This is a genomic window from Actibacterium atlanticum (genome assembly GCF_000671395.1).
Taxonomy (GTDB): Bacteria; Pseudomonadota; Alphaproteobacteria; order Rhodobacterales; family Rhodobacteraceae; genus Actibacterium_D; species Actibacterium_D atlanticum.
In genome coordinates, this window is the sequence record NZ_AQQY01000007.1 from 97,854 (window position 1) to 117,082 (window position 19,229).

Here is a 19,229-nt window from a genome sequence, read left to right on the forward strand (position 1 = left end):
CCCTTAAGCGCGTTCGGCGTATTCCATGGTTTCAGTGTTGACGATGATGTCTTCGTCCTGACCCACGAAGGGCGGCACCATAACCTTGACACCATTGTCCAGAATAGCTGGCTTAAAGCTGTTGGCCGCGGTCTGGCCTTTGACAACCGGCTCGGTTTCGACAACCTTGCAGGTCACTTTCTGCGGCACGGTCGCGTTCAGCGCTTCGGTATCGTAGAATTCAACCACAATGGTCATGCCATCTTGCAGGAACGGGCGGCGATCGCCCAGCAGGTCGGCGGGCAGTTCGATCTGTTCGTAGGTTTCGGTGTCCATGAACACCAGCATGCCGTCGCTTTCGTACAGGAACTGCTGATCTTTCTGTTCCAGACGGACACGCTCGACCTTGTCGGCGCTGCGAAACCGTTCGTTCAGTTTCGAGCCGTTGCGCAGGTTGCGCAACTCGACCTGCGCAAAAGCGCCGCCCTTGCCGGGCTTCACATGATCGACTTTGACAGCGGCCCACAGACCGTCGTTATGCTCCAGCACGTTACCGGGGCGGATTTCGTTGCCGTTGATCTTGGGCATAGCTTATTCCCTTGGCGCATTCTTGATCCAGAAGTTGAAAACCCTATATCTTGCCCACCCCCCTGTGGCAAGGCGAGCAGAGGCGGATACGGGCTTCGCGAGCTATGCGCTGAGAGCATAGGAGGCATTCCTAATGAGGGATACCGAATCGACGCAAAAACGTCATATTCGCCCAACGCCAAAAAACGCACCGAAATGCAAGAGCAAGAATAAAAGGAAACGCCAATGGCTGATTTTGTTGACGGCACAGCTTTCAACCACGAACAGGGCAACCGTGCCCGAAAATTGTTCGCCGCAGTTGTTCTGGCTGCGTTGGATGATGCTATTGCCGATGACAAAAAGTATGGCAACGGCCCCGAGCAGATCGCCCGCTGGGCGCGCTCGCGCGATGGCCGTGAAGTGTTGTCTTGCGCTGGCATCGACCCCAATGAACGCGTGGTCGGCGGGTTGATGGAGTTTGTCTCGAAAGGCGTGCGGACCTCGGTTGCGCTGTCGCGGGAAGAGTCCGAACGTCGCCAGATGCAAGAGCAGGCTGAAGCCGCTTAATTGCAGCCCGAACCAAACGAAAAAACGCGCCATCACGGCGCGTTTTTTGTTTTCTGTTAAAGGCTTACCCGATCAGTCGAAATCGCGGGTCGCCAGCAGCGTGTTGATTTCGCGGCGCACCAGCTTGCGTACATTTCGCGTGATCCGCTCCCCCAGCGTGCCCTGCAACTCCTCGCGCACAATATCTGTAACCAGCTGGCGCAGCATTTCTTCGTCCATCACATCCGACTCTTCATCGAACATGTTCGAAGCACCCTCGTCTTGAGCCGCCTCCTGCGCCTCCTCGGCCTCAGCCTCGGTCTGGGCCTCTGACGCGCTTGAAGCTGCTGCATCCTCCTCCTGCGCCGCGGGCTCTGCGACCGTGTCATCGGCCACGTGGTCTTCCACAGGTTCCTGCGGGGTTTCCTTTACCTCGCTGAAAGACGCGCGCAACGAGGTGAACTGAATGTCCTCGGCCTGCATCTCTTCGCTGCCATCCGGCTCCCAGTCTTCGTCACGGTCGGAGACAGCTGCTTCAAGTTCAGCGATCCGGTCCTCCAGAGATATCTCCTCCCAAGCATCGGCCTGCGCCTGTTGTGGGATGGTATCTGCAGGTGCTTCTTCATCCGCATCGGTGGCCTCAGGCTCTGTGTGGCCCTCGTGCGCTTCCTCCTCGGATGCCTCTTCGGCCTCAGGCATCGCGGGGGCGTCATCGGTACCGTCGGTTTCGGCCTCAGCTGTCTCTGATTCCTGCGCTTCAGGGGCCTCGTCAGATTCGGCCGCATCTTCTTCGCCAGCAGCTTCCGGAACACGCAGCGCAGCGGTCAGCACCAACTTTTCGGTGGGAGAATCTTCAGCAGCTTCTGCAGGGCTGACTTCGACCTGATCCAGCAGGTCGTCGTCAACTTTCAAAGCTTCGGGCACAGCGCGCTCAGCCACTTCGTCCGCGACCAGCCGCCGGATAGAGGACAATACATCCTCAATCTCCATCTGTTTTATCGGGTCAGACATGCGCCCTCCTTTACCGGGGATAGTAGCGCGGCCTGCCCCCTCACACAACAAATGGAACCAGTCATCGTAATAAAAGCGTTACTCGCGACCGATGCTTCTTAGAACCTTATCCAGCTGCTGCCCCTGAACCGAGCGCACCGGCGCGGATTTCACCGCGTTGTAATACGCCGCAGGGTCATAGGTCGGGATGCCCAGATTAAGATGCTCAACCGTCAGAAGGCCCATCGATTCCAGCACGCTATAGTAGGCAACATACTGGGCAGCTTCGGCTGTCACACGTGATGTACGAGCGTTCAGAAGCTCTTGTTCAGCATCCAGAACGTCCAGCGTGGTGCGCGACCCAAGCCGGGCCTCTTCGCGCGTGCCATCATAGGCAAGCTGCGCGGCGCTGATCTGTTTCAGGCTGGCTTCGAGCTGAGCACGCGACACGGCCAATTCGGCCCATGCATTGGCCACGCCCTGATCGACAGTACGCGACGTCAGATGAAGCGATGCCAGCGCGGCTTCGCGGTTGGCCAGGGCCTGACGCTCAAACGACACAAGCGAGCCGCCAGCATAGAGCGTGTGGTTATAGTTCAGCCCGATAGAGCTGGAATCGACGCCATTGGTTTCACCGACGCTGATGGTACCGGTCAAGGAAGGCCCCCTGGCCGATCGGGCACGAAGCATGTTCAGCTCGGCAATGGTCACCTGACGTTGCGCCGCATCCAGATCGGGATGGCTGCGCTGCGCGATGGACGAAGCTTCCTTGAGCGATCCCGGCAATTTGGGCACGCGCGGCGTCCCCGTGAGGACGGCGGGCGGGTACTTGCCAACTGACAGGCGATAGGCCTCACGCGCGCTCGCCAAGGTGCCTTGCGATGTGACAAGCGAACTTTGCGCCGAGGCCAATCGTGACTCTGCCAGCGATACGTCTGTGCGGGTCACTTCGCCAACTTCAAACCGGTCCTTCGCAGCACGCAGTTGTTCGGTGATCACCCGGACGTTGTTAAACCCGAGCGAGACATTCTCGCTGGAGCTTCGCACGTTCAGATAGGCCTGAACTGCATTCAGCAAAACGGCTTGCTCGACGCCCAAAAGCGTCGCGCGGGTCGCCAGTACAGACTCTTTTGCGGCCTCGATGGCAAGGCGATTGCTGCCGCCATCAAACAGGGTCAACGATCCGTTCAATGAAAGCGATTTGTTGAAACCATCTTGCAGGGGGTTGTCAGAATCGACCTCGGTGGCTGAAGCCGCAAATGCCAACACGGGGCGCAGCGCCGCCACGGCCTGGGCAACACCTTCATCCTGCACCCGCAGCAGCGCGCGGTTTTGTTCCAGCAGATCACTGTTTTTATAGGCCAGGATCATCGCATCGGTCAGGGTCTCGGCCTGAACCGGCGCGCCGGCGCTCAAACTGACAGAGGCTGCTGTGCAAACCCCCGCCAACATCGTTCTGAATGTCTTTGTCATCTGCATTCGCTCTCGCCTCAACTAAGCTTTATATGCGGGCGTTTTTCACCCGTTCAATATTTCCTACAGCACAAACGCGCGCTGGCGCTCAAATCCCGGCAAGACCGGGGCACTTGCATTGAATGCAAAACGCCAGTTCATCACGCCGTCAATCTTGTATCCGATCCGGCACACACCCAGCGCACCATCCATGAACAAGGCCACGATGCGGCCACCGTCACGCAACTGATCCGTCACAGCGTCAGGAATATGCTCAACCGCCCCCTGTACGGTGATCACATCATAAGGGCCATGCTTCGATGCGCCTGCGGCCATCTCGCCTTCGATCACGGCAACATTATCAATGCCCGCCTGAGAAAGAAGATCCTGCGCCTCTGAGGCCATGGAGGCGTCTTCCTCCACTGCGACAACGGCTTCTGCCAAACGGGCGATCACAGCCGAGGAATAGCCAAGGCCACAGCCCAGATCCAACACCAGCTCATCGGGCTGGATGTCCAGAACGTCCAACATCTTGGCCAGCGTGCGCGGTTCCAGAACAACCCGTCCGTTACCCAAACCGACATTTTCGCTGACATAGGCCGCTTCGCGCGTTTCCGCAGGGACGAACATTTCACGCTGCACTGAAAGCATCGCGTCAATGATCGGGAATTTGGTAACGTCCGAAGGGCGCACCTGCGTATCAACCATCATTCTGCGACGCGTGGCGAAATCAGCCATGTAACTAAACCCTTCAGTCCAATTTGATATGCGTTTGTCATGCCACAGATCGAGCCGCTGAGCAACCAGAGAGCCAACTTGTCGCATGCTTAAGCGCATCCCCCAATTCAAGTGCTTGCGCCCGCTGAAAGCATAGGCTATTCCACCGCCACTTCGGCGAGTTGGCGGAGTGGTTACGCAGCGGATTGCAAATCCGTGTACACCGGTTCGATTCCGGTACTCGCCTCCAATAAACCCCTTCATTTATCAGAAAAATATAGCCACATTTCAGGCTTTGGACCTATCTGATTCTGGAATCGCATCGGACATGTAGCATTACGAACCCGGCATTCTGTCTGCGGTACGTGGCTGCGAGTTTCCAGTCCATTTGTTAGCGAGCGTGTGTAGCGCCGGGGACAAATTACATAAAAAGCCCCGACAAATGCCGGGGCTTTCATGTTGTTGTTCGACGTCAGGTCAGAACGGCATTGGGTATTCTTTGTAGACCAAATTGATGTCTTTCAGCACCTCATCCGACAGGCTGATGTCGGCGGCGCCCAGCACGGTTTGCAGCTGCGCGGTTGAGGTCGCCCCAATGATCGGGACGATGGGAAAGGGGCGGGTCAGCGTCCATGCAATCGCCATCTGGGTAGGGTCCAGACCGTGTTTGCGCGCCACGTCCAAATAGCGCGTCACTGCCGCCATCGAATTTGGGGTAATGCGCCCGTGAAGGTCAGGGTTGATTGCGCGCCGCGTACCTTCGGGCGTGACATCCCCATCGTACTTACCGGTCAGCAGCCCCGCGCCCAGCGGCGTATAGGCCAGCAAGGTCACCTGTTCGTGGTGGGATAGTTCTCCCAGATCCAGATCATACATCCGGCACAGCAGAGAATATTCATTCTGGATGCTTTCGACCCTGGGAAGCCCTTTGTCCTGCGCCAGTCTCAGCCACTGTGACGTGCCCCATGCCGTTTCATTCGAAAGGCCAAAGGCCCGGAGCTTGCCCGCCTGCACCAAGCCTTGCAGGGCTTCCAGCGCTTCATTCATATGGTCCATCACCTCGGCCCGGTTCTGGCGCGAAGGGTCATACTTCCAGTTTTGGCGGAAGTGGTAAGAGCCACGGTTGGGCCAATGAAACTGATAGAGATCGATCACATCGGTTTTCAGGCGCTGCAAAGATTCGTCGAACGCCTCTTTGATGCGGGCGCCGGAAATCTCTGGGCCACCGGGCACCACGCCCGAGCCTGTCCCAACGATCTTCGTTGCGATGACAATGTCGTTGCGGCGCCCGGTCTTGGCGATCCATTCCCCGATGATGCTTTCAGTCAGGCCGCGTGTTTTGGCGCTGACAGGGTTCACCGGGTAAAGCTCGGCAGTGTCGATAAAGTTGACCCCGTGATCCAGTGCCATGTCGATCTGGGCATGGCCTTCTTCCAGAGTATTCTGCGTGCCCCAGGTCATCGACCCCAGGCAAATTTCGGATACTTCAATGCTGCTTTGGCCAAGTGTTGTGTATTTCATAACTGTTCCCTCACGCAATGAGGGAACAGTTAAGGTTTCAGGCCGGAGCCTCAAGGCCCCGGCTCAAAAACTTAGGGTCTGACGTAAGAATATCCCTGTTCCTGAAGTTCGACCAACCGCACCACGCCCGAGGGCACCATCGTGGCTTCGTCTACCAGCGTGATCTCTTTGCCGGCTTTTTCGCTCATTTTACGATGGGTATTGCCGCAGGCGGCAAAGGTCAGGCTGTCCATTTCAAGCGACATGGTCGACAGACGGGCCGCGACCGGGCTGTCGGGGAGATACATTTGCAACCCCGGGCCATAGGCGACAAGTTCGATCACCACGTCTTCGCCTTTGGATTGATAGTATTTGTTGATGTTTTGCACATTGTTCAGAGCCATATTCATGACCTGCGGATCGGACTCATCCACATGGATCGCAATGTGATGCGTCCCACCACCGGCCAAGGCCATGGTTGACGAGGCGGCAAATGCAGCCGCCAATAAGAATTTTCGCATTTCTTCCTCCCATTAATGGGGGGACGGTAACATGATTCCATTGCAACAAATCATGACTAACGAATTTGTGAATATCGCAGCCGCGCTAGCCTTTGCCGAGACGCAACGCTATAGGGGGCCAGACGTATCAAAAGAGGTCCGCGCATGTCCCGAATCCTGATCACCTCGGCTTTGCCATACATCAATGGCATTAAGCATCTGGGCAACCTTGTCGGTAGCCAGCTACCGGCTGACCTGTACGCCCGTTACATGCGCCAGCGTGGACATGAGGTGATGTTCATTTGCGCCACCGACGAACATGGCACACCTGCCGAACTTGCCGCTGCGAAGACCGGCGAAGAAGTAAGCACCTACTGTGCCCGGATGCATGACGTGCAGGCCGAACTGGCCAAGGGCTTCCGCTTGTCGTTTGATCACTATGGTCGCTCCTCGTCGCAGCGCAACCATGCGATCACCCAGCACTTGGCCAACAAATTGGCCGAGAATGGCTTCATCGAGGAGGTGACCGAAAAGCAGGTCTATTCCAATGCCGATGGCCGCTTTCTGCCGGATCGCTATATCGAAGGCACCTGCCCTAACTGCGGCTATGACCGCGCGCGCGGCGACCAGTGCGAAAACTGCACCAAGCAACTGGACCCGACCGATCTGATCGACCCGCGCTCGGCTGTGTCCGGCTCCACCGATTTGGAAGTGCGCGAGACCAAGCACCTGTATCTGAAACAGACTGCCCTGAAGGACGAGATCGACCAGTGGATCGACAGTCAGGAAGGCTGGCCCGTGCTGACCACCTCGATCGCCAAGAAGTGGCTGCATGATGGCGATGGGCTGCAAGACCGCGGCATCACCCGCGACCTGAAATGGGGCGTCCCCGTCACCAAGGGCGATGCGCCCTGGCCGGGGATGGAGGGCAAGGTGTTCTATGTCTGGTTCGACGCCCCCATCGAATATATCGCCGCCACTGCCGAATGGGCCGATGCCAACGGCAAGACGGATGCCGATTGGGAGCGCTGGTGGCGCACCGACAAAGGCGCAGACGACGTGCGCTATGTGCAGTTCATGGGCAAGGACAACGTGCCTTTCCACACGCTCAGCTTCCCCGCCACATTGATGGGGTCGCGCGAGCCGTGGAAAAAGGTCGATTTCATCAAATCGTTCAACTACCTGAACTATGATGGCGGTCAGTTTTCGACCAGCCAGGGCCGTGGCGTGTTCATGGATCAGGCGCTGGACATCCTGCCGGCTGACTACTGGCGCTGGTGGCTGCTGAGCCACGCGCCGGAAAGCTCGGATTCCGAATTCACTTGGGAAAATTTCCAGCAATCAGTGAACAAAGACCTTGCCGACGTGCTGGGCAACTTTGTCAGCCGGGTCACCAAATTCTGCCGCTCAAAATTCACCGAGGCTGTGCCCGAAGGCGGGGCATGGGGCGCACAGGAAGAGGCGCTGATCGCTGATCTGACCAGCCGCATCCGCGCCTATGAGGGCCATATGGAAGCGATGGAAGTTCGCAAAGCCGCCGGTGAGCTGCGCGCGATCTGGGTGGCGGGCAACGAATACCTGCAATCAGCCGCGCCGTGGTCGACTTTCAAGACCGACCCCGAACAGGCCGCCGCGCAGGTGCGTCTGGCGCTGAACCTGATCCGTATCTATGCGGTGCTTTCGCGCCCGTTCATCCCTGACGCCTGCGATACGCTGATGGCCGCAATGCAGACAGACGACAACAGCTGGCCCGAAGATGTCGCCGCTGCGCTGAACACCCTGCCTGCCGGTCACGCCTTTACGGTGCCCGACGTCACGTTCCGCAAGATTTCAGACGAGGAACGCGAAGAATGGGAAAGCAAGTTCGCCGGCACACGCGATTAAGGCGCGGTGCTCGCAACGAGCTGCAGGTAAGACCGGGGCAATTCTGGGCGCTGATAACTCAGAAATTGGGCGCGGATCGTGCCTATTTATATCACGCCCCAGATATCGGCCTGCGCGAACCAGACCTGATCTGAGAGCGTATCCAGATTGTCCCGTCCGGGCACGATGATGATCTCTTCGATACCAGTGATGGTCAGCCCCAGATCCGACAGCTCTTGCGTGCTGACCTCTGCCCCCAGTGCCTGCGCCGTGGCGGCGTCCACCACCAGATACAAGGTGTCGTGCCCCAAGCCACCGATGAAATAATCGTCGTCGGGCGCATCCCCTCCGATCAGATCGGACTGGGTGAACACGAAGCTGTCCGAGCCAAACCCGCCATACGCTGTATCGCTGCCTAAACCATCTACAAGCAGGTCGTCCCCCAACCCGCCCATCAGCGCATCATCGCCGCTGTCGCCATCCAGTATATCGGCCCCCGCCCCGGCACGGATGGTGTCATGCCCTGACCCTCCGGACGTCAGATCATCGCCCCCCCCGGACCACAGCACATCTTCGCCCTCGCCACCAAAACCAAGATCATTCCCCTGCCCGGCCAGCACAATATCATTACCGCCATTGGCAAAGATCAGATCATCTGCACCGCCCAGCAACGCAAAGTTTGATTGGTCATCATACTCGTGAACCGGGTTTTCCAACGCATGCGCCAGATAGGCCGCAATCACCCCATGCGCCGCGGTGCTGGGGTGTATGTCATCAAAAAAGGCCACCTGATCCGCGGCGAAATCGTCAAGCACCGCGCCCCCGGCTTCGGTCAGCGTGTCACTAAGCGGCGCCAAGAACCCAAAGTTTTCAGGATCACCCGCCAAGGCACGGCTGATCGGACCCAAATCAATGATTTCGACGGCAATGCCATTGTCGGCCAGGGCCTCTATGCCGGCGGTCAGCAAGGCGTTGTGGATACCAAAAGCCAGTTGTGACACCGCCTGTTCGGCCGGCGACAGGTCAATGGCGCGCGGAAAGAAGATCGAGTCTGGCAGGGTTGAAACCACGATCTGGGACACACCGGCCTGCTGCAGCTGAAGAACCGAGGCCAGCGTATCGCCAACAGCGGCCAAGACCCGGCTTGCGAATTCGGCCACGGCCCCCGCGATGTCCGACGTATCAATGCCAGAATAGTCATTTCCGCCGATCAGGATGAAGGCGGTGTAGTCACTGACATCCTGCCCCTCAAAGTCATCGGTAAACCTGTCGACCTGAGCGCTGAGATTGATATCGAAATCCAACGCCGGGTCATCCAGCGGCACCAACAGGTCATCTTCGCCAATCGAGCCGCCGATAAGTTCTCCCAAGGACAGGGAGCCACCGGCAAGTGCGCCGGCAATCGCATAGTTTAGCGCAGCCCCATCACCCGCGATCTGATCAAGATATTCGGTAAAGACAATCCCATCAGAAACAGAGTTCGTCGGCCCGCCAATAGAGTTTCGCACCCCTTCGTCAACGATGCCTTCGCCAAGGTCATAAAGGTTTCCCGGGTCGGACAGGCTGTCCCCAAAGAATACAAACTTTGTTGGTTCGGTCATCGCGCGCTCCTGACCAATACATAAATCAAACTTTGGTCAGGGTACGACATAGGGCGCAGATCTCAAAGGAAACCTTTGGTTAGATCAGCCCCCAGATGTCAGCACTGGCAAACCAGCTTTCGCCGGACATGTCGCTTAGATTATCGCGCCCGTTGATGACAACGATGTTTTCAACGCCGAAAGTCGTGATCCCCAGACCGGCCAGCTCTTCGGTGGTAACTTCTTCGCCCAACTCTGCCGCAGTTTGCGCACTCAAAACCAGGTACAGGGTGTCCACACCGCTGCCCCCTGCGAAGATGTCCGTGTCGCCGGCCTCGCCGCCGATCAGGCTTGCTTCGGTGAAGACAAAGTCATCCGCACCCGCACCGCCAAGGGCGATGTCGCTGCCCAAGCCGTCGATGATCACATCATCGCCATCCCCGGCCAACAGCAGGTCATCCCCGCTGTCGCCATCGACGATGTCATGTCCTGCGCCCGAAAGAAGGGTGTCCGCCCCTGAACCACCCGAAACAAGGTCATCCCCGTCCCCGGCACTCACGACATCATCATTCGAGCCGGTAAACACGATATCATCGCCCAAGCCGGTCAAAGCAATGTCCGCGCCTGCCCCTGCCATAACCAGCGCCCCCTGCGCGGCACTACTTTGGATAAGTCCGCCCAGGTCGTTTGCATCGATCAGTTCCTTGCTGTCCAGCGCCGTCATGTAAGCCGCCAAGACGCCGTGCATCGCGGTTGAAACATGCACCTGATCAAAAAACATGACCTGATCCGCATCATAGTCATTCAGGGCTGAATTCTCTTCGTCGCGGATCACCGACTCTACGGGGGCGATAAAGCCAAAACTTTCCGCATCATCCAGCACCACATCATAGAGCGGGTTCAGATCAATGTATTCGAAGGTCACACCCGGAATATTCAACTGGGCGAGCGTGCCCTCGATAATCGCATTGTGCGAGTCATACAGATACGTCCATAGCGCAATCTGATCTTGCGTCATCCCGGCGGCCAGCGGCGTCGCGTGGATCGGAGAAAGCGATACAATCTGAACCGTGCTGACTCCAGCATTCGCCAGATCAACAGCAGCCTGCAAAATGGCCGCAGTTGTCGCATCAAGATAGGCCAATAGTTCGGCTTCAATGTTGTCTATGTCTGATACCGTAAAGGCCGCATAGTCATTGCCGCCAATCTCGATCATCGCGGTAAACCCGTCCAACGACTGCCCTTCCATGTCGGCCAGGAATTGGTCGATCTGGGCGTACAGATTGATGTCTGCCTGTACGTCGGGGTGGTTGGGTGGCACGATAAAACTGGGTTGACCGATCAGTTCAGACAGCAGATCGCGAAAGGTCTGCTCGCCATTGGCTTCGGCCCCGGCAACAGCATAGTTATAGACCGTGTCATAAAGCCCAAGGCCTTCGAAATATTCGGTGAAAACGGTCCCATCGGTAAAACGGTGCAAATCACCGCCGATGTTTTCACGGACGTCATTCGTGATCAGGCCTTCGGACATTTCATAGAGGTTTCCATCGTCACCAAGAGAGTCACCAAATACAACCAGGTTCGACGTAGTGGCCATGATATTTCTGCCTGTTCCCAAAGTTGATGTATGTCCACCGACGCGGGTGTGAACAACGTTTTAACCGCGCTTTGGGGCTGATTTATGGCGTAGCTATGCCAGGCCAGTGCCCCTTCCAGCCCTCTATATCTTGAGGCGTTAGGCATAAAATCACTAAATCCGCCCCTCGGGCAAGCGTGCAGACCGCGAAACATAGGCATAAAAACGCCTCAGCGGGCCTAAGTCATGATCATTGTTCAGAAAAATATTTTAGCGTGCCAGACAAAGCGCTTTGGCGATCTGATCACGGCCTAAAGAAAATGTGGTACCCGCGGCCGGATTCGAACCGGCACGGCATTCCTGCCTAGGGATTTTAAGTCCCCTGTGTCTACCATTCCACCACGCGGGCACGCGGGTGGCGTGACAATAGGCAAGTTGTGGGCGGGTGCAAGTGGATCAAAGCCGGGTTTCGGGAAGATCTGCCATAAACCGTCGTTCGGGCAACCACGGGTTCAAATCCAGCGCGGTTTGCAGCGTTTCAGACGCTTCTTGCAGGCGGCCCATGTGCATCAATACCATCGCGCGACCGGTCAGCGCCGGATAGTGATCCGGGTCAAGTTCAATGGCGCGATCCAAATCGGGCAGCGCCTGTTCGATCTTGCCGGAAATAACCGACACAAATGCGCGCTGGTTATAGCCCTCGGCATAGTCCGGGCAGTATTCTATCAGCGCATCGAATGCCGCACGGGCCGATTCAAGATCGTTCAGCGCGCGCCGTTCGATCCCGACATCCAGAATTTCCTGTGCCTGTTCATCCGGGGCCGTGGCCCAGACTGCCCAAAGCTCGTTGGTGGTCAGCAAGGCCGACATTTCATCGGGGGCGGTTTTGACCTGTTCCATCAGCGGACCAAGACGCGGGTCTTCGGGCAGGTTGGCCGGACAGTCCTGTGCCACAGCCAGCGTGGGCATAAGAAGAAAAGCGAATGCGAAACGTATCAGCATGATGGTATTCCCTTTGTCGTGCGCGCGGCGTATCCCTTCCAGATAGCGTGCAAAATTTCAGGCGCCACATGCCAACACCGCTTGACCTGACCGGTCTGCGCGGTAGCCTCGCGCCCATGTTTCCGATACGTGATCATAACCCGTCCGAGCGCACCCCGTACGTCACTTATGCGTTAATGGCGCTCAATATCGGGGTTTTTCTGCTGTATTGGCCACTTTTTGATCAACCACAGCAGTTGCAAAGCTTCTTTTATGACTGGGCCCTGGTGCCTGCGGCCGTCAGCGAAGGCTTGTCGTGGCACGGTTTTCTGACATCAATGTTTCTGCACGGAGGCTTGATGCATCTGGGCGGCAACATGCTGTTCCTGTGGATTTTCGGCGACAATCTGGAAGACGAGCTGGGCCATGTGACCTATCTGCTGTTCTATCTGGCCGCGGGTTTTGCGGCGGGGATGGCGCAGTATTTATCAGCCCCCTATTCGGTGGTGCCGATGGTCGGGGCCTCTGGGGCGATTGCCGGGGTGATGGGGGGCTATTTGCTGCTGTTCCCAAAGGCCAAGGTCGACATTCTGATCATCATCATCATCATTTTCCGCATCTTTCCGATCCCATCATGGATCATGCTGGGCGGGTGGTTTGCGTTGCAGCTGTTTGCCGGGTTCGGCACCACGGGCGATCAAGGCGGCGTGGCCTATTGGGCGCATGCAGGTGGTTTCGTGGCCGGGCTTTTGATGATGGTGCCCTTCTGGCTGCGCGCAGGGGGCACGCAGTATTGGAACCGCAATCACGGTCACCCGCCGCATCCCGATGCGCTTTACACCGACACCCGCATTCCACGGGTGCAACGGCGCAGATAAGTCAGATTTTTAAGGCTGGCGGGGTTAGCCGCGCACGACCTTGGCGAACTGATCGAAAATCGGCTCGTTGCCGGCAATCACTTCGCCATCTTCCATTATATCGCCGTCCATCTGGATGGGGGCGATCAGGCCACCGGCCTCTTTTACCAGCAGCAGGCCAGCGGCCATATCCCACGCGTTCAGGCGGCGCTCCCAGAAGCCGTCATAGCGACCGGCGGCGACATAGGCCAAATCCAGCGCCGCAGCGCCCCAACGGCGCACGCCCGCGCATTGCGGCATGATGCGTGCCAGATCCTGCAGGGTTTCGGGCAGGTCCGAACGGCCGCCAAACGGCAGGCCCGTAGCAAAGATCGATTCAATCATCCGGTTGCGGCCAGATACCCGCAGGCGGGTTTCGTTCATCCATGCACCGGTGCCTTTTTCGGCAAAGAACATTTCGTCCTTGGCGGCGTCAAAGACCACGGCGGCGACGATGTCGCCCTTGTGTTCCAGAGCGATCGACACAGCCCAATGGGGCAGGCCGTGCAGGAAGTTGGTGGTGCCATCCAGCGGATCAACGATCCAGCGACGGGTCGGGTCATTGCCCTCAACCGGCGCGGATTCTTCGCCAACCCAGCCATAGTTCGGGCGGGCCTCCATCAACTCGTCGCGGATGATCTTTTCGGCGGCGATATCGGCACGCGACACGAAGTCGCCCGCGCCTTTCATCGAGACCTGCAGGTTTTCAACCTCGCGGAAGTCCTTCACAAGGCTGCGGCCTGCCTTGCGGGCGGCCTTGATCATGATGTTAAGGTTTGCGCTGCCGATCATCTGGGAAACTCCTGTATCAGGGCGCGCGTATACGCCGGGTACGCTTTGATTCCAAGGGGCAATAAACGCGGGATTTGTCGCGCCCCACCGTTATCCGCGTTGCAGTTTCACCGGCTGCGACCGGGCCAGCCGGATAAAATGCGCCATAAAGGGCTTGCTGGCATCATCGGCCCGCACGGCAGCATACATACGCCGGGTAATGCCGCTTTGAGTCAGCGGTTTGACCACCAGATCGGAAGCATTGCTTTCGCGCACCACCCAATCGGGCAATACGGCCACCCCGCGCCCTGACGCCACAAGCATCAGGATCACCGCGGTTAGCTCCACTTGCCGCACGGTTGCGGGTTCGACCTTGGCCGGCCTTAGCAACTCCTTGAACACGTCCAGACGCGCGCGATCCATCGGATAGGTAATCAGGTTCTGATCGGCCAAGTCCTGTGCCACGATGTAGTCCCGTCCCGCCAAGGGATGCGTTTTGGCCGCGATGAACACCGGCGAGTAATCGAATAGCGGCACGAAACTTACATCCGGCAGGTCGTCCGGGTCGGAAGAGATCACCAGATCGACGGCTTCGCGCGACAGCGCCGGTAGGGCCTCAAACGATAGGCGGGCACGGATATCAACGTCGACCTCAGGCCAGCTGTGGCGGAAATCTTCGAGCACCGGCAACAACCAGTCGAAACAGGCGTGGCACTCCATCGCGATGTGCAGACGGCCCGATTTTCCCTCGTGCAGAGCGCGGAACTCTTCTTCGGTCGCTGCAACCTCGGGCAGGACTTTATCGGCCAGCCGTAACAGCTTCATCCCTGCCGCTGACAGTTTCAGCGGTTTTGAGCGCCGCACGAACAGCTCCATCCCGACCTGCTCTTCCAGCCCTTTAACCTGATGCGACAGGGCCGATTGGGTCATGTTCAACAGGTCAGCCGCGCGCGCCAAGCCGCCCGCCTGATGGATGGCGCGAATGGTGCGCAGATGTCTTAGCTCCAGATGCATACTTTAACCGGATTCATATTCTTGTTGAGAATTATGAATTTGTTTCACACGGCGCAGTGTGCGACAAGAGGAAACTCTGCAAAAACCGCCCTGGACACTGATATGCCCGCCGCACCGCGTATTTCTTTCGAATTCTTCCCGCCGCAATCGCTTGAGGCGTCTTTTCGCCTGTGGGACACCGTGCGTGCTTTGGCACCGCTGAACCCCGGCTTTGTGTCGGTGACCTATGGTGCGGGTGGTACGACGCGCAAGTTGACCCATGACGCTGTGGCCACGATCCACAAGAACTATGGGCTGAACGTTGCTGCGCATCTGACCTGTGTCGATGCCTCGCGCGAAGAAACAATGGAAATCGTGGACAGCTACGCCAAGGCTGGCGTGACCGAAATCGTCGCACTGCGCGGTGACCCGCCCAAAGGTCAGGGCAGCTTTAGCGCGCACCCCGACGGGTTTCAGAACAGCGCCGAACTGGTCGCTGCCATTGCCGAGACCGGCAAGTTTCACATACGTGTTGGCGCCTACCCTGACCCGCACCCCGAAGCCAAAGGCGCGGGCAATGATGTGACCTGGCTGAAGCACAAGATTGATGCGGGCGCCAATTCGGCGATCACGCAGTTTTTCTTTGAGGCCGATACATTCTTCCGCTTCCGCGACGATTGCGCCAAGGCGGGTATTGATGCGCCGATCATTCCGGGCATCCTGCCGATTGAAAACTGGAATGGCGTGCGTAAGTTCGCCGCGCGCTGCGGTGCCTATATCCCCACATGGGTGGACGAAAAATTCGCCGCCGCTGACGCTGCGGGCAACGCCGAACAGGTCGCCACTGACATGGCCGTGGAACTGTGCGACAGCCTGATTTCAGGCGGGGTCGAAGACCTGCATTTTTACACGCTCAACAAGCCGCACCTGACGCGCGGAATTTGTGAAACTCTGGGCGTGAAGGCCGAAAGCAACATCGCGGAAGTGGCGTGAGCACCACAGGGTTTTCTCGTGACCTGCTGATCGGACTAAGTGGCGAAGAATATATGCGCCGCATGCTCGATGGGCGTATCGCGGCGCCGCAAATGTGGGCGACGTCCAATATCACCCTGTCTGATGTCGCACAGGGGCAGATCACCCTGCATACCGCGCCCCTGCCCGCGCATGGCAATATCATCGGGACAGTACACGGGGGCTGGTATGGCATTGTGCTGGATGCCGCTATGGGCTGCGCCTGCATGAGCTGCGTCCCCGAAGGCGCAACCCACACCACGCTGGAATATAAAGTGAATATTGTACGCCCCGCCAAAATCGGGGCAGAGCTTATCGCCACCGGGCATGTCCAGCACAGCGGACGTTCCACGCTGGTGGCCAACGGCGAAGTCCGCGGGCGCGACGATAACCGGCTCTATGCGACGGGTTCGACCACCTGCATCGTTTTGCAACACTGATCTCAGGCGCCGTTGCCCAAGACCTCAAGCGAAGGCAGGCTGTCGGCCCTGCTTTCCCCCGTGACCGTGGAGTGTAGAGACTCGGACGGATCACCACCGACATAGCGCTTCTTACGCAGCAAGAACATCTTACCCCAGCCGCGGAAACTGCCAATCGACGGTGCGTGCACATCGCAGGGGAAGCGCTCCAGCCAATCCTGCGGCAGGCGCACGCCGCAGCTTTCCAACTTGCCCAACATCCAGACCAGCGGAATGTTGGCCAAGGGGCGCGCTTCTTCGACCTCACCCAGCTGCCCGCCGACATCGCCGTGACAGCCTTTGAACCAAACCTGTTCAACGCGGCCTTTCCATTCGGGTGTGCACTCCCAGATCACGGGTGCAAATACCTGTCGTGTTTCATTCAGGGCCAGCGCCTGAAAGCCGCGTTTCATCACGCCGCTTGGGGCATGGTTGTGAAAGGCGTGGTTGGGCTCGGTGAACTTCCACAAAATCGGCAGACGCACCCCCAGCGCTTTGACCGTGTCGAAAACACCGACCATTTCGACCTGAATTTCCGGCAGGCAATACGTCGCGCTGAACGCCCGCGCCACTTCATTGCGGGCACCAGATTGATAATGCCGATAGGCCACTTGTACGTTACGTTCCGTGGCGTGATTGGCCTGCAACAGGCCCACGCGGTCCAACACCCCCGCCAATGAACGCGCGGCAAAGGCGCCCCGCGAATAGCCTAACAAAATGATCTTGTCGCCCGGATGGTAGCGTGACGCCAGATACCCATAGGCCCGCCGGATTTGCCGATTGATGCCACGCCCGGTGATCACCGCCATCGCATCGCGCCATTCGCGCCATTGGATGCCGGCCTCGTAATACAGTGAAAGGTCCTGCGCCTTTTGATCGCATAGCAGCTTATAGATCAGACCGGCGTTGGTCTCGCATCCCGGTTCAAGCGATGACATCGTGCCATCCAGAATAACGATATGGGTAACGGAGCCGCGCGCCGTGACGGGGCTATGCGCCTCGGTCGTGCGGGTGCCGCGCAGCCAGTTCCAAAACCGTTTGGCGCTACGCATCGGGGATATCCCGTTTCTGTGCCTTCATTCCTTTAATATGGGGGTGCGGTGCGGTGGCGTCCACGAAAATCAGCGTGAGATCAACGACAAGACGGTTGCCTGCTCTAAGGCGCCATAGCCGTTAAAGCGCGTCGCAGTGGCCGTCGAATAGGCCCCTGCCCCTTTGAACATCACATAGTCGCCCTCTTGCAGATCCGCGGGCAGCATCACCTGACCCGGTAGCTTGTCGATACTGTCACAGGTCGGGCCGAACACCGTGCGCGACCCCAAGGGGCCGTTTCTGCGGGTCCCTTCGGGGCTCCATATTTCAATGCGGTCGGTCAGCCCGACAACATGGGCCTCTGACAGGCCCCCGTATATGCCGTCATTCAGAAATACATGATCGCCATCGCGGATCGCCTTGATGCGGGTGGTCAGCGTATAGGCCTCAGCCACCATCGCACGGCCCGGCTCACAGATCAGTACTGGCGCGTTCAATCCAAAAGCCTTGTCCGTGCTGTGCGCGATGGTATCGAATATCTGTTCAAGTTGCGGGGCGTCGGCACGAATTTGATGCGATGGGAAGCCCCCGCCGACGTTTAACCGCGCCAGATCAACGCCCGCTGCGGCGCTAATCTGCGCCGCCGTTTCGATATACGCCGCCCACGCCGCCGGATCGGTGCATTGCGTGCCCGGATGAAAGGTCAGCGCCGGGACATGCCCCGCACGCGCCACCCTTTGCAAAAGATCAACCGCCTGTTCGGCCGAGGCCCCAAATTTGCTGCCAAAATCATAGGCCGCGCCTTTGACCGGCAGCTTGAACCGCACAGCGATTTCCGCAGATCCATCTACATGGTGCAGAATTTTATCCAGCTCAGACTGCGCGTCCACCGACCACGACACCACCTCATGTTCCAGCGCCGCCAATATTTCCGCGGCCGAGCGCACCGGATTGTTGTAATGCATCACCGCACCGGGGGCCGCGCGGGCAACAAGCGCCATTTCATGGGGCGAGGCCACATCGAACCCCGAAACTCCCGCAGCAAACAAGTTGGTCAGAACAAACTCCGACGGGTTCGCCTTGACCGCATAGGTCACCATGCCGGGAAAGCCATCCAGAAACCGCCGCGCGGTGGACATCAAAACCGATGGGGCGGTGTAAAGTACCGGGTGGTCGGGGTGGGTAATCCGAAGATGTTCGCCTGGGTTTGCCCAGATATCCTGCGTTAGGCCCATGGCCTGCCTCCTGTTGCGCGCCTGTTTCTTCAAGGATACCCGGGTTTTTCGTCGTAATCGCGCGGCAAATATGGAATACTGACTCTAAGTTTCGTCATATTAACGCTATAATGGGTAAATTGATGGACGACCTCGACAAGCAAATCCTGTCTCATCTGGCGCGCGACGCCCGGGTCTCGCTTTCGGTGCTGGCGCGTAAACTCTCGGTGGCGCGCACAACGCTGCAGGCGCGGATCGAACGTCTGGAGCGCAGTGGCGTGATCGCGGGCTATACCTTGCGCTTGGGGGAGGCAGGACGCCAAAACCGCATCCGCGCCACCATCCTGCTGTCGGTGGAACCCCGCGCCCAGCCTGCCATTCTGGCGCGGCTCAAAACCATCCCCGAGGTCGAAACCGCCCACACCACCTCTGGCCGCTTCGATCTGCTGCTTCAGGTCGCCGCCACGGGCACCGCCGCGCTGGACAAGGTGCTGGACGGGATCGGGCTGATTGAGGGGGTAAAATCCTCGGAATCGCTTATTCATCTGACAACCCGCATCGACAGAGGCGTCTGAGGGGTTTTCCTTCGCCCTTCCATTGGGT

At 58.3% G+C, this 19,229-nt stretch carries 19 protein-coding genes and 2 tRNA genes; 7 read left to right on the plus strand and 14 right to left on the minus strand.

The features are described 5' to 3' along the window. Window positions 1-3 precede the first annotated feature (3 nt). A complete protein-coding gene (efp, locus tag ATO10_RS11665) occupies window positions 4-567 on the minus strand; it encodes an elongation factor P (RefSeq protein WP_035251660.1) in 564 nt (187 codons plus the stop codon). Between the two features lie 225 nt (window positions 568-792). Between efp and ATO10_RS11670 the strand changes: the two genes are divergently transcribed. Continuing rightward, window positions 793-1,113 (plus strand): DUF6280 family protein, encoded by a 321-nt coding sequence (locus ATO10_RS11670; protein ID WP_035251662.1) that lies wholly within the window; start codon window positions 793-795, stop codon window positions 1,111-1,113. Between the two features lie 72 nt (window positions 1,114-1,185). Here ATO10_RS11670 and ATO10_RS16020 read toward each other — a convergent pair whose 3' ends face one another. The 3 genes from ATO10_RS16020 to ATO10_RS11685 all read right to left on the minus strand — a co-directional run bounded on the left by ATO10_RS16020 (window position 1,186) and on the right by ATO10_RS11685 (window position 4,272). Further along, the gene (locus tag ATO10_RS16020) at window positions 1,186-2,103 is read right to left on the minus strand and encodes a hypothetical protein (RefSeq protein WP_051598115.1); all 918 of its coding nucleotides are present in this window, start codon (window positions 2,101-2,103) and stop codon (window positions 1,186-1,188) included. A gap of 78 nt (window positions 2,104-2,181) precedes the next feature. Beyond that, window positions 2,182-3,561, minus strand: a complete 1,380-nt coding sequence (locus ATO10_RS11680; protein ID WP_337588307.1) for a TolC family outer membrane protein — start codon at window positions 3,559-3,561, stop codon at window positions 2,182-2,184. Window positions 3,562-3,618: 57 nt separating this feature from the next. After that, window positions 3,619-4,272: a protein-L-isoaspartate O-methyltransferase family protein gene (locus tag ATO10_RS11685; protein WP_035251668.1), complete on the minus strand. Its 654-nt coding sequence runs from the start codon at window positions 4,270-4,272 to the stop codon at window positions 3,619-3,621. 155 nt (window positions 4,273-4,427) lie between these two features. On the opposite strand from ATO10_RS11685, the gene ATO10_RS11690 reads away from it, so the two are divergent. Further along, window positions 4,428-4,501 (plus strand) — tRNA-Cys (locus ATO10_RS11690). Between the two features lie 227 nt (window positions 4,502-4,728). Here the strand turns inward: ATO10_RS11690 and ATO10_RS11695 are convergent. Further along, entirely contained in the window at window positions 4,729-5,772 is a 1,044-nt protein-coding gene (locus tag ATO10_RS11695) for an aldo/keto reductase (RefSeq protein WP_035251670.1), read from the minus strand. Window positions 5,773-5,843: 71 nt separating this feature from the next. Next, window positions 5,844-6,272: a DsrE family protein gene (locus tag ATO10_RS11700; RefSeq protein ID WP_035251672.1), complete on the minus strand. Its 429-nt coding sequence runs from the start codon at window positions 6,270-6,272 to the stop codon at window positions 5,844-5,846. Window positions 6,273-6,416: 144 nt separating this feature from the next. Between ATO10_RS11700 and metG the strand changes: the two genes are divergently transcribed. Beyond that, window positions 6,417-8,135, plus strand: coding sequence for a methionine--tRNA ligase (gene metG, locus ATO10_RS11705; protein WP_035251675.1), 1,719 nt, complete (start codon window positions 6,417-6,419; stop codon window positions 8,133-8,135). An 86-nt stretch (window positions 8,136-8,221) separates the two neighbouring features. On the opposite strand, the gene ATO10_RS16025 is transcribed toward metG, so the two are convergent. From ATO10_RS16025 to ATO10_RS11725, 4 genes are all read right to left on the minus strand, one after another. Then, entirely contained in the window at window positions 8,222-9,715 is a 1,494-nt protein-coding gene (locus tag ATO10_RS16025; RefSeq protein ID WP_051598116.1) for an SGNH/GDSL hydrolase family protein, read from the minus strand. Between the two features lie 79 nt (window positions 9,716-9,794). Beyond that, window positions 9,795-11,291, minus strand: coding sequence for an SGNH/GDSL hydrolase family protein (locus ATO10_RS16030; protein WP_051598117.1), 1,497 nt, complete (start codon window positions 11,289-11,291; stop codon window positions 9,795-9,797). Between the two features lie 302 nt (window positions 11,292-11,593). Further along, a tRNA-Leu gene (locus ATO10_RS11720) sits at window positions 11,594-11,679 on the minus strand. Between the two features lie 47 nt (window positions 11,680-11,726). Beyond that, window positions 11,727-12,272 (minus strand): tetratricopeptide repeat protein, encoded by a 546-nt coding sequence (locus ATO10_RS11725; RefSeq protein WP_051598118.1) that lies wholly within the window; start codon window positions 12,270-12,272, stop codon window positions 11,727-11,729. Window positions 12,273-12,388: 116 nt separating this feature from the next. On the opposite strand from ATO10_RS11725, the gene ATO10_RS11730 reads away from it, so the two are divergent. After that, complete coding sequence (locus ATO10_RS11730; protein ID WP_035251896.1) at window positions 12,389-13,129, plus strand: rhomboid family intramembrane serine protease; 741 nt, start codon at window positions 12,389-12,391, stop codon at window positions 13,127-13,129. Window positions 13,130-13,153: 24 nt separating this feature from the next. Here the strand turns inward: ATO10_RS11730 and ATO10_RS11735 are convergent, their stop codons facing one another. Together ATO10_RS11735 and ATO10_RS11740 are read right to left on the minus strand one after the other, a co-directional pair. Next, window positions 13,154-13,939: an inositol monophosphatase family protein gene (locus ATO10_RS11735; protein WP_035251677.1), complete on the minus strand. Its 786-nt coding sequence runs from the start codon at window positions 13,937-13,939 to the stop codon at window positions 13,154-13,156. Window positions 13,940-14,029: 90 nt separating this feature from the next. Beyond that, window positions 14,030-14,932, minus strand: coding sequence for a LysR family transcriptional regulator (locus tag ATO10_RS11740; RefSeq protein ID WP_035251679.1), 903 nt, complete (start codon window positions 14,930-14,932; stop codon window positions 14,030-14,032). A 102-nt stretch (window positions 14,933-15,034) separates the two neighbouring features. Here ATO10_RS11740 and metF point away from each other — a divergent pair, with 102 nt between their 5' ends. Then, window positions 15,035-15,904, plus strand: a complete 870-nt coding sequence (gene metF / locus ATO10_RS11745; RefSeq protein ID WP_035251681.1) for a methylenetetrahydrofolate reductase [NAD(P)H] — start codon at window positions 15,035-15,037, stop codon at window positions 15,902-15,904. Next, on the plus strand, window positions 15,901-16,362 hold the full coding sequence (locus tag ATO10_RS11750) for a PaaI family thioesterase (RefSeq protein ID WP_035251682.1): 462 nt from the start codon (window positions 15,901-15,903) through the stop codon (window positions 16,360-16,362). Before metF ends, ATO10_RS11750 begins: the two co-directional genes overlap by 4 nt. Before the next feature lie 2 nt (window positions 16,363-16,364). Here ATO10_RS11750 and ATO10_RS11755 read toward each other — a convergent pair whose 3' ends face one another. Together ATO10_RS11755 and ATO10_RS11760 are read right to left on the minus strand one after the other, a co-directional pair. Beyond that, window positions 16,365-17,432, minus strand: a complete 1,068-nt coding sequence (locus ATO10_RS11755) for a DUF2235 domain-containing protein (RefSeq protein ID WP_051598119.1) — start codon at window positions 17,430-17,432, stop codon at window positions 16,365-16,367. 69 nt (window positions 17,433-17,501) lie between these two features. Further along, entirely contained in the window at window positions 17,502-18,647 is a 1,146-nt protein-coding gene (locus ATO10_RS11760) for a type III PLP-dependent enzyme (RefSeq protein ID WP_035251684.1), read from the minus strand. A gap of 122 nt (window positions 18,648-18,769) precedes the next feature. On the opposite strand from ATO10_RS11760, the gene ATO10_RS11765 reads away from it, so the two are divergent. Beyond that, entirely contained in the window at window positions 18,770-19,201 is a 432-nt protein-coding gene (locus ATO10_RS11765) for an Lrp/AsnC family transcriptional regulator (RefSeq protein WP_035251685.1), read from the plus strand. The last annotated feature ends 28 nt before the right edge of the window (window positions 19,202-19,229 follow it).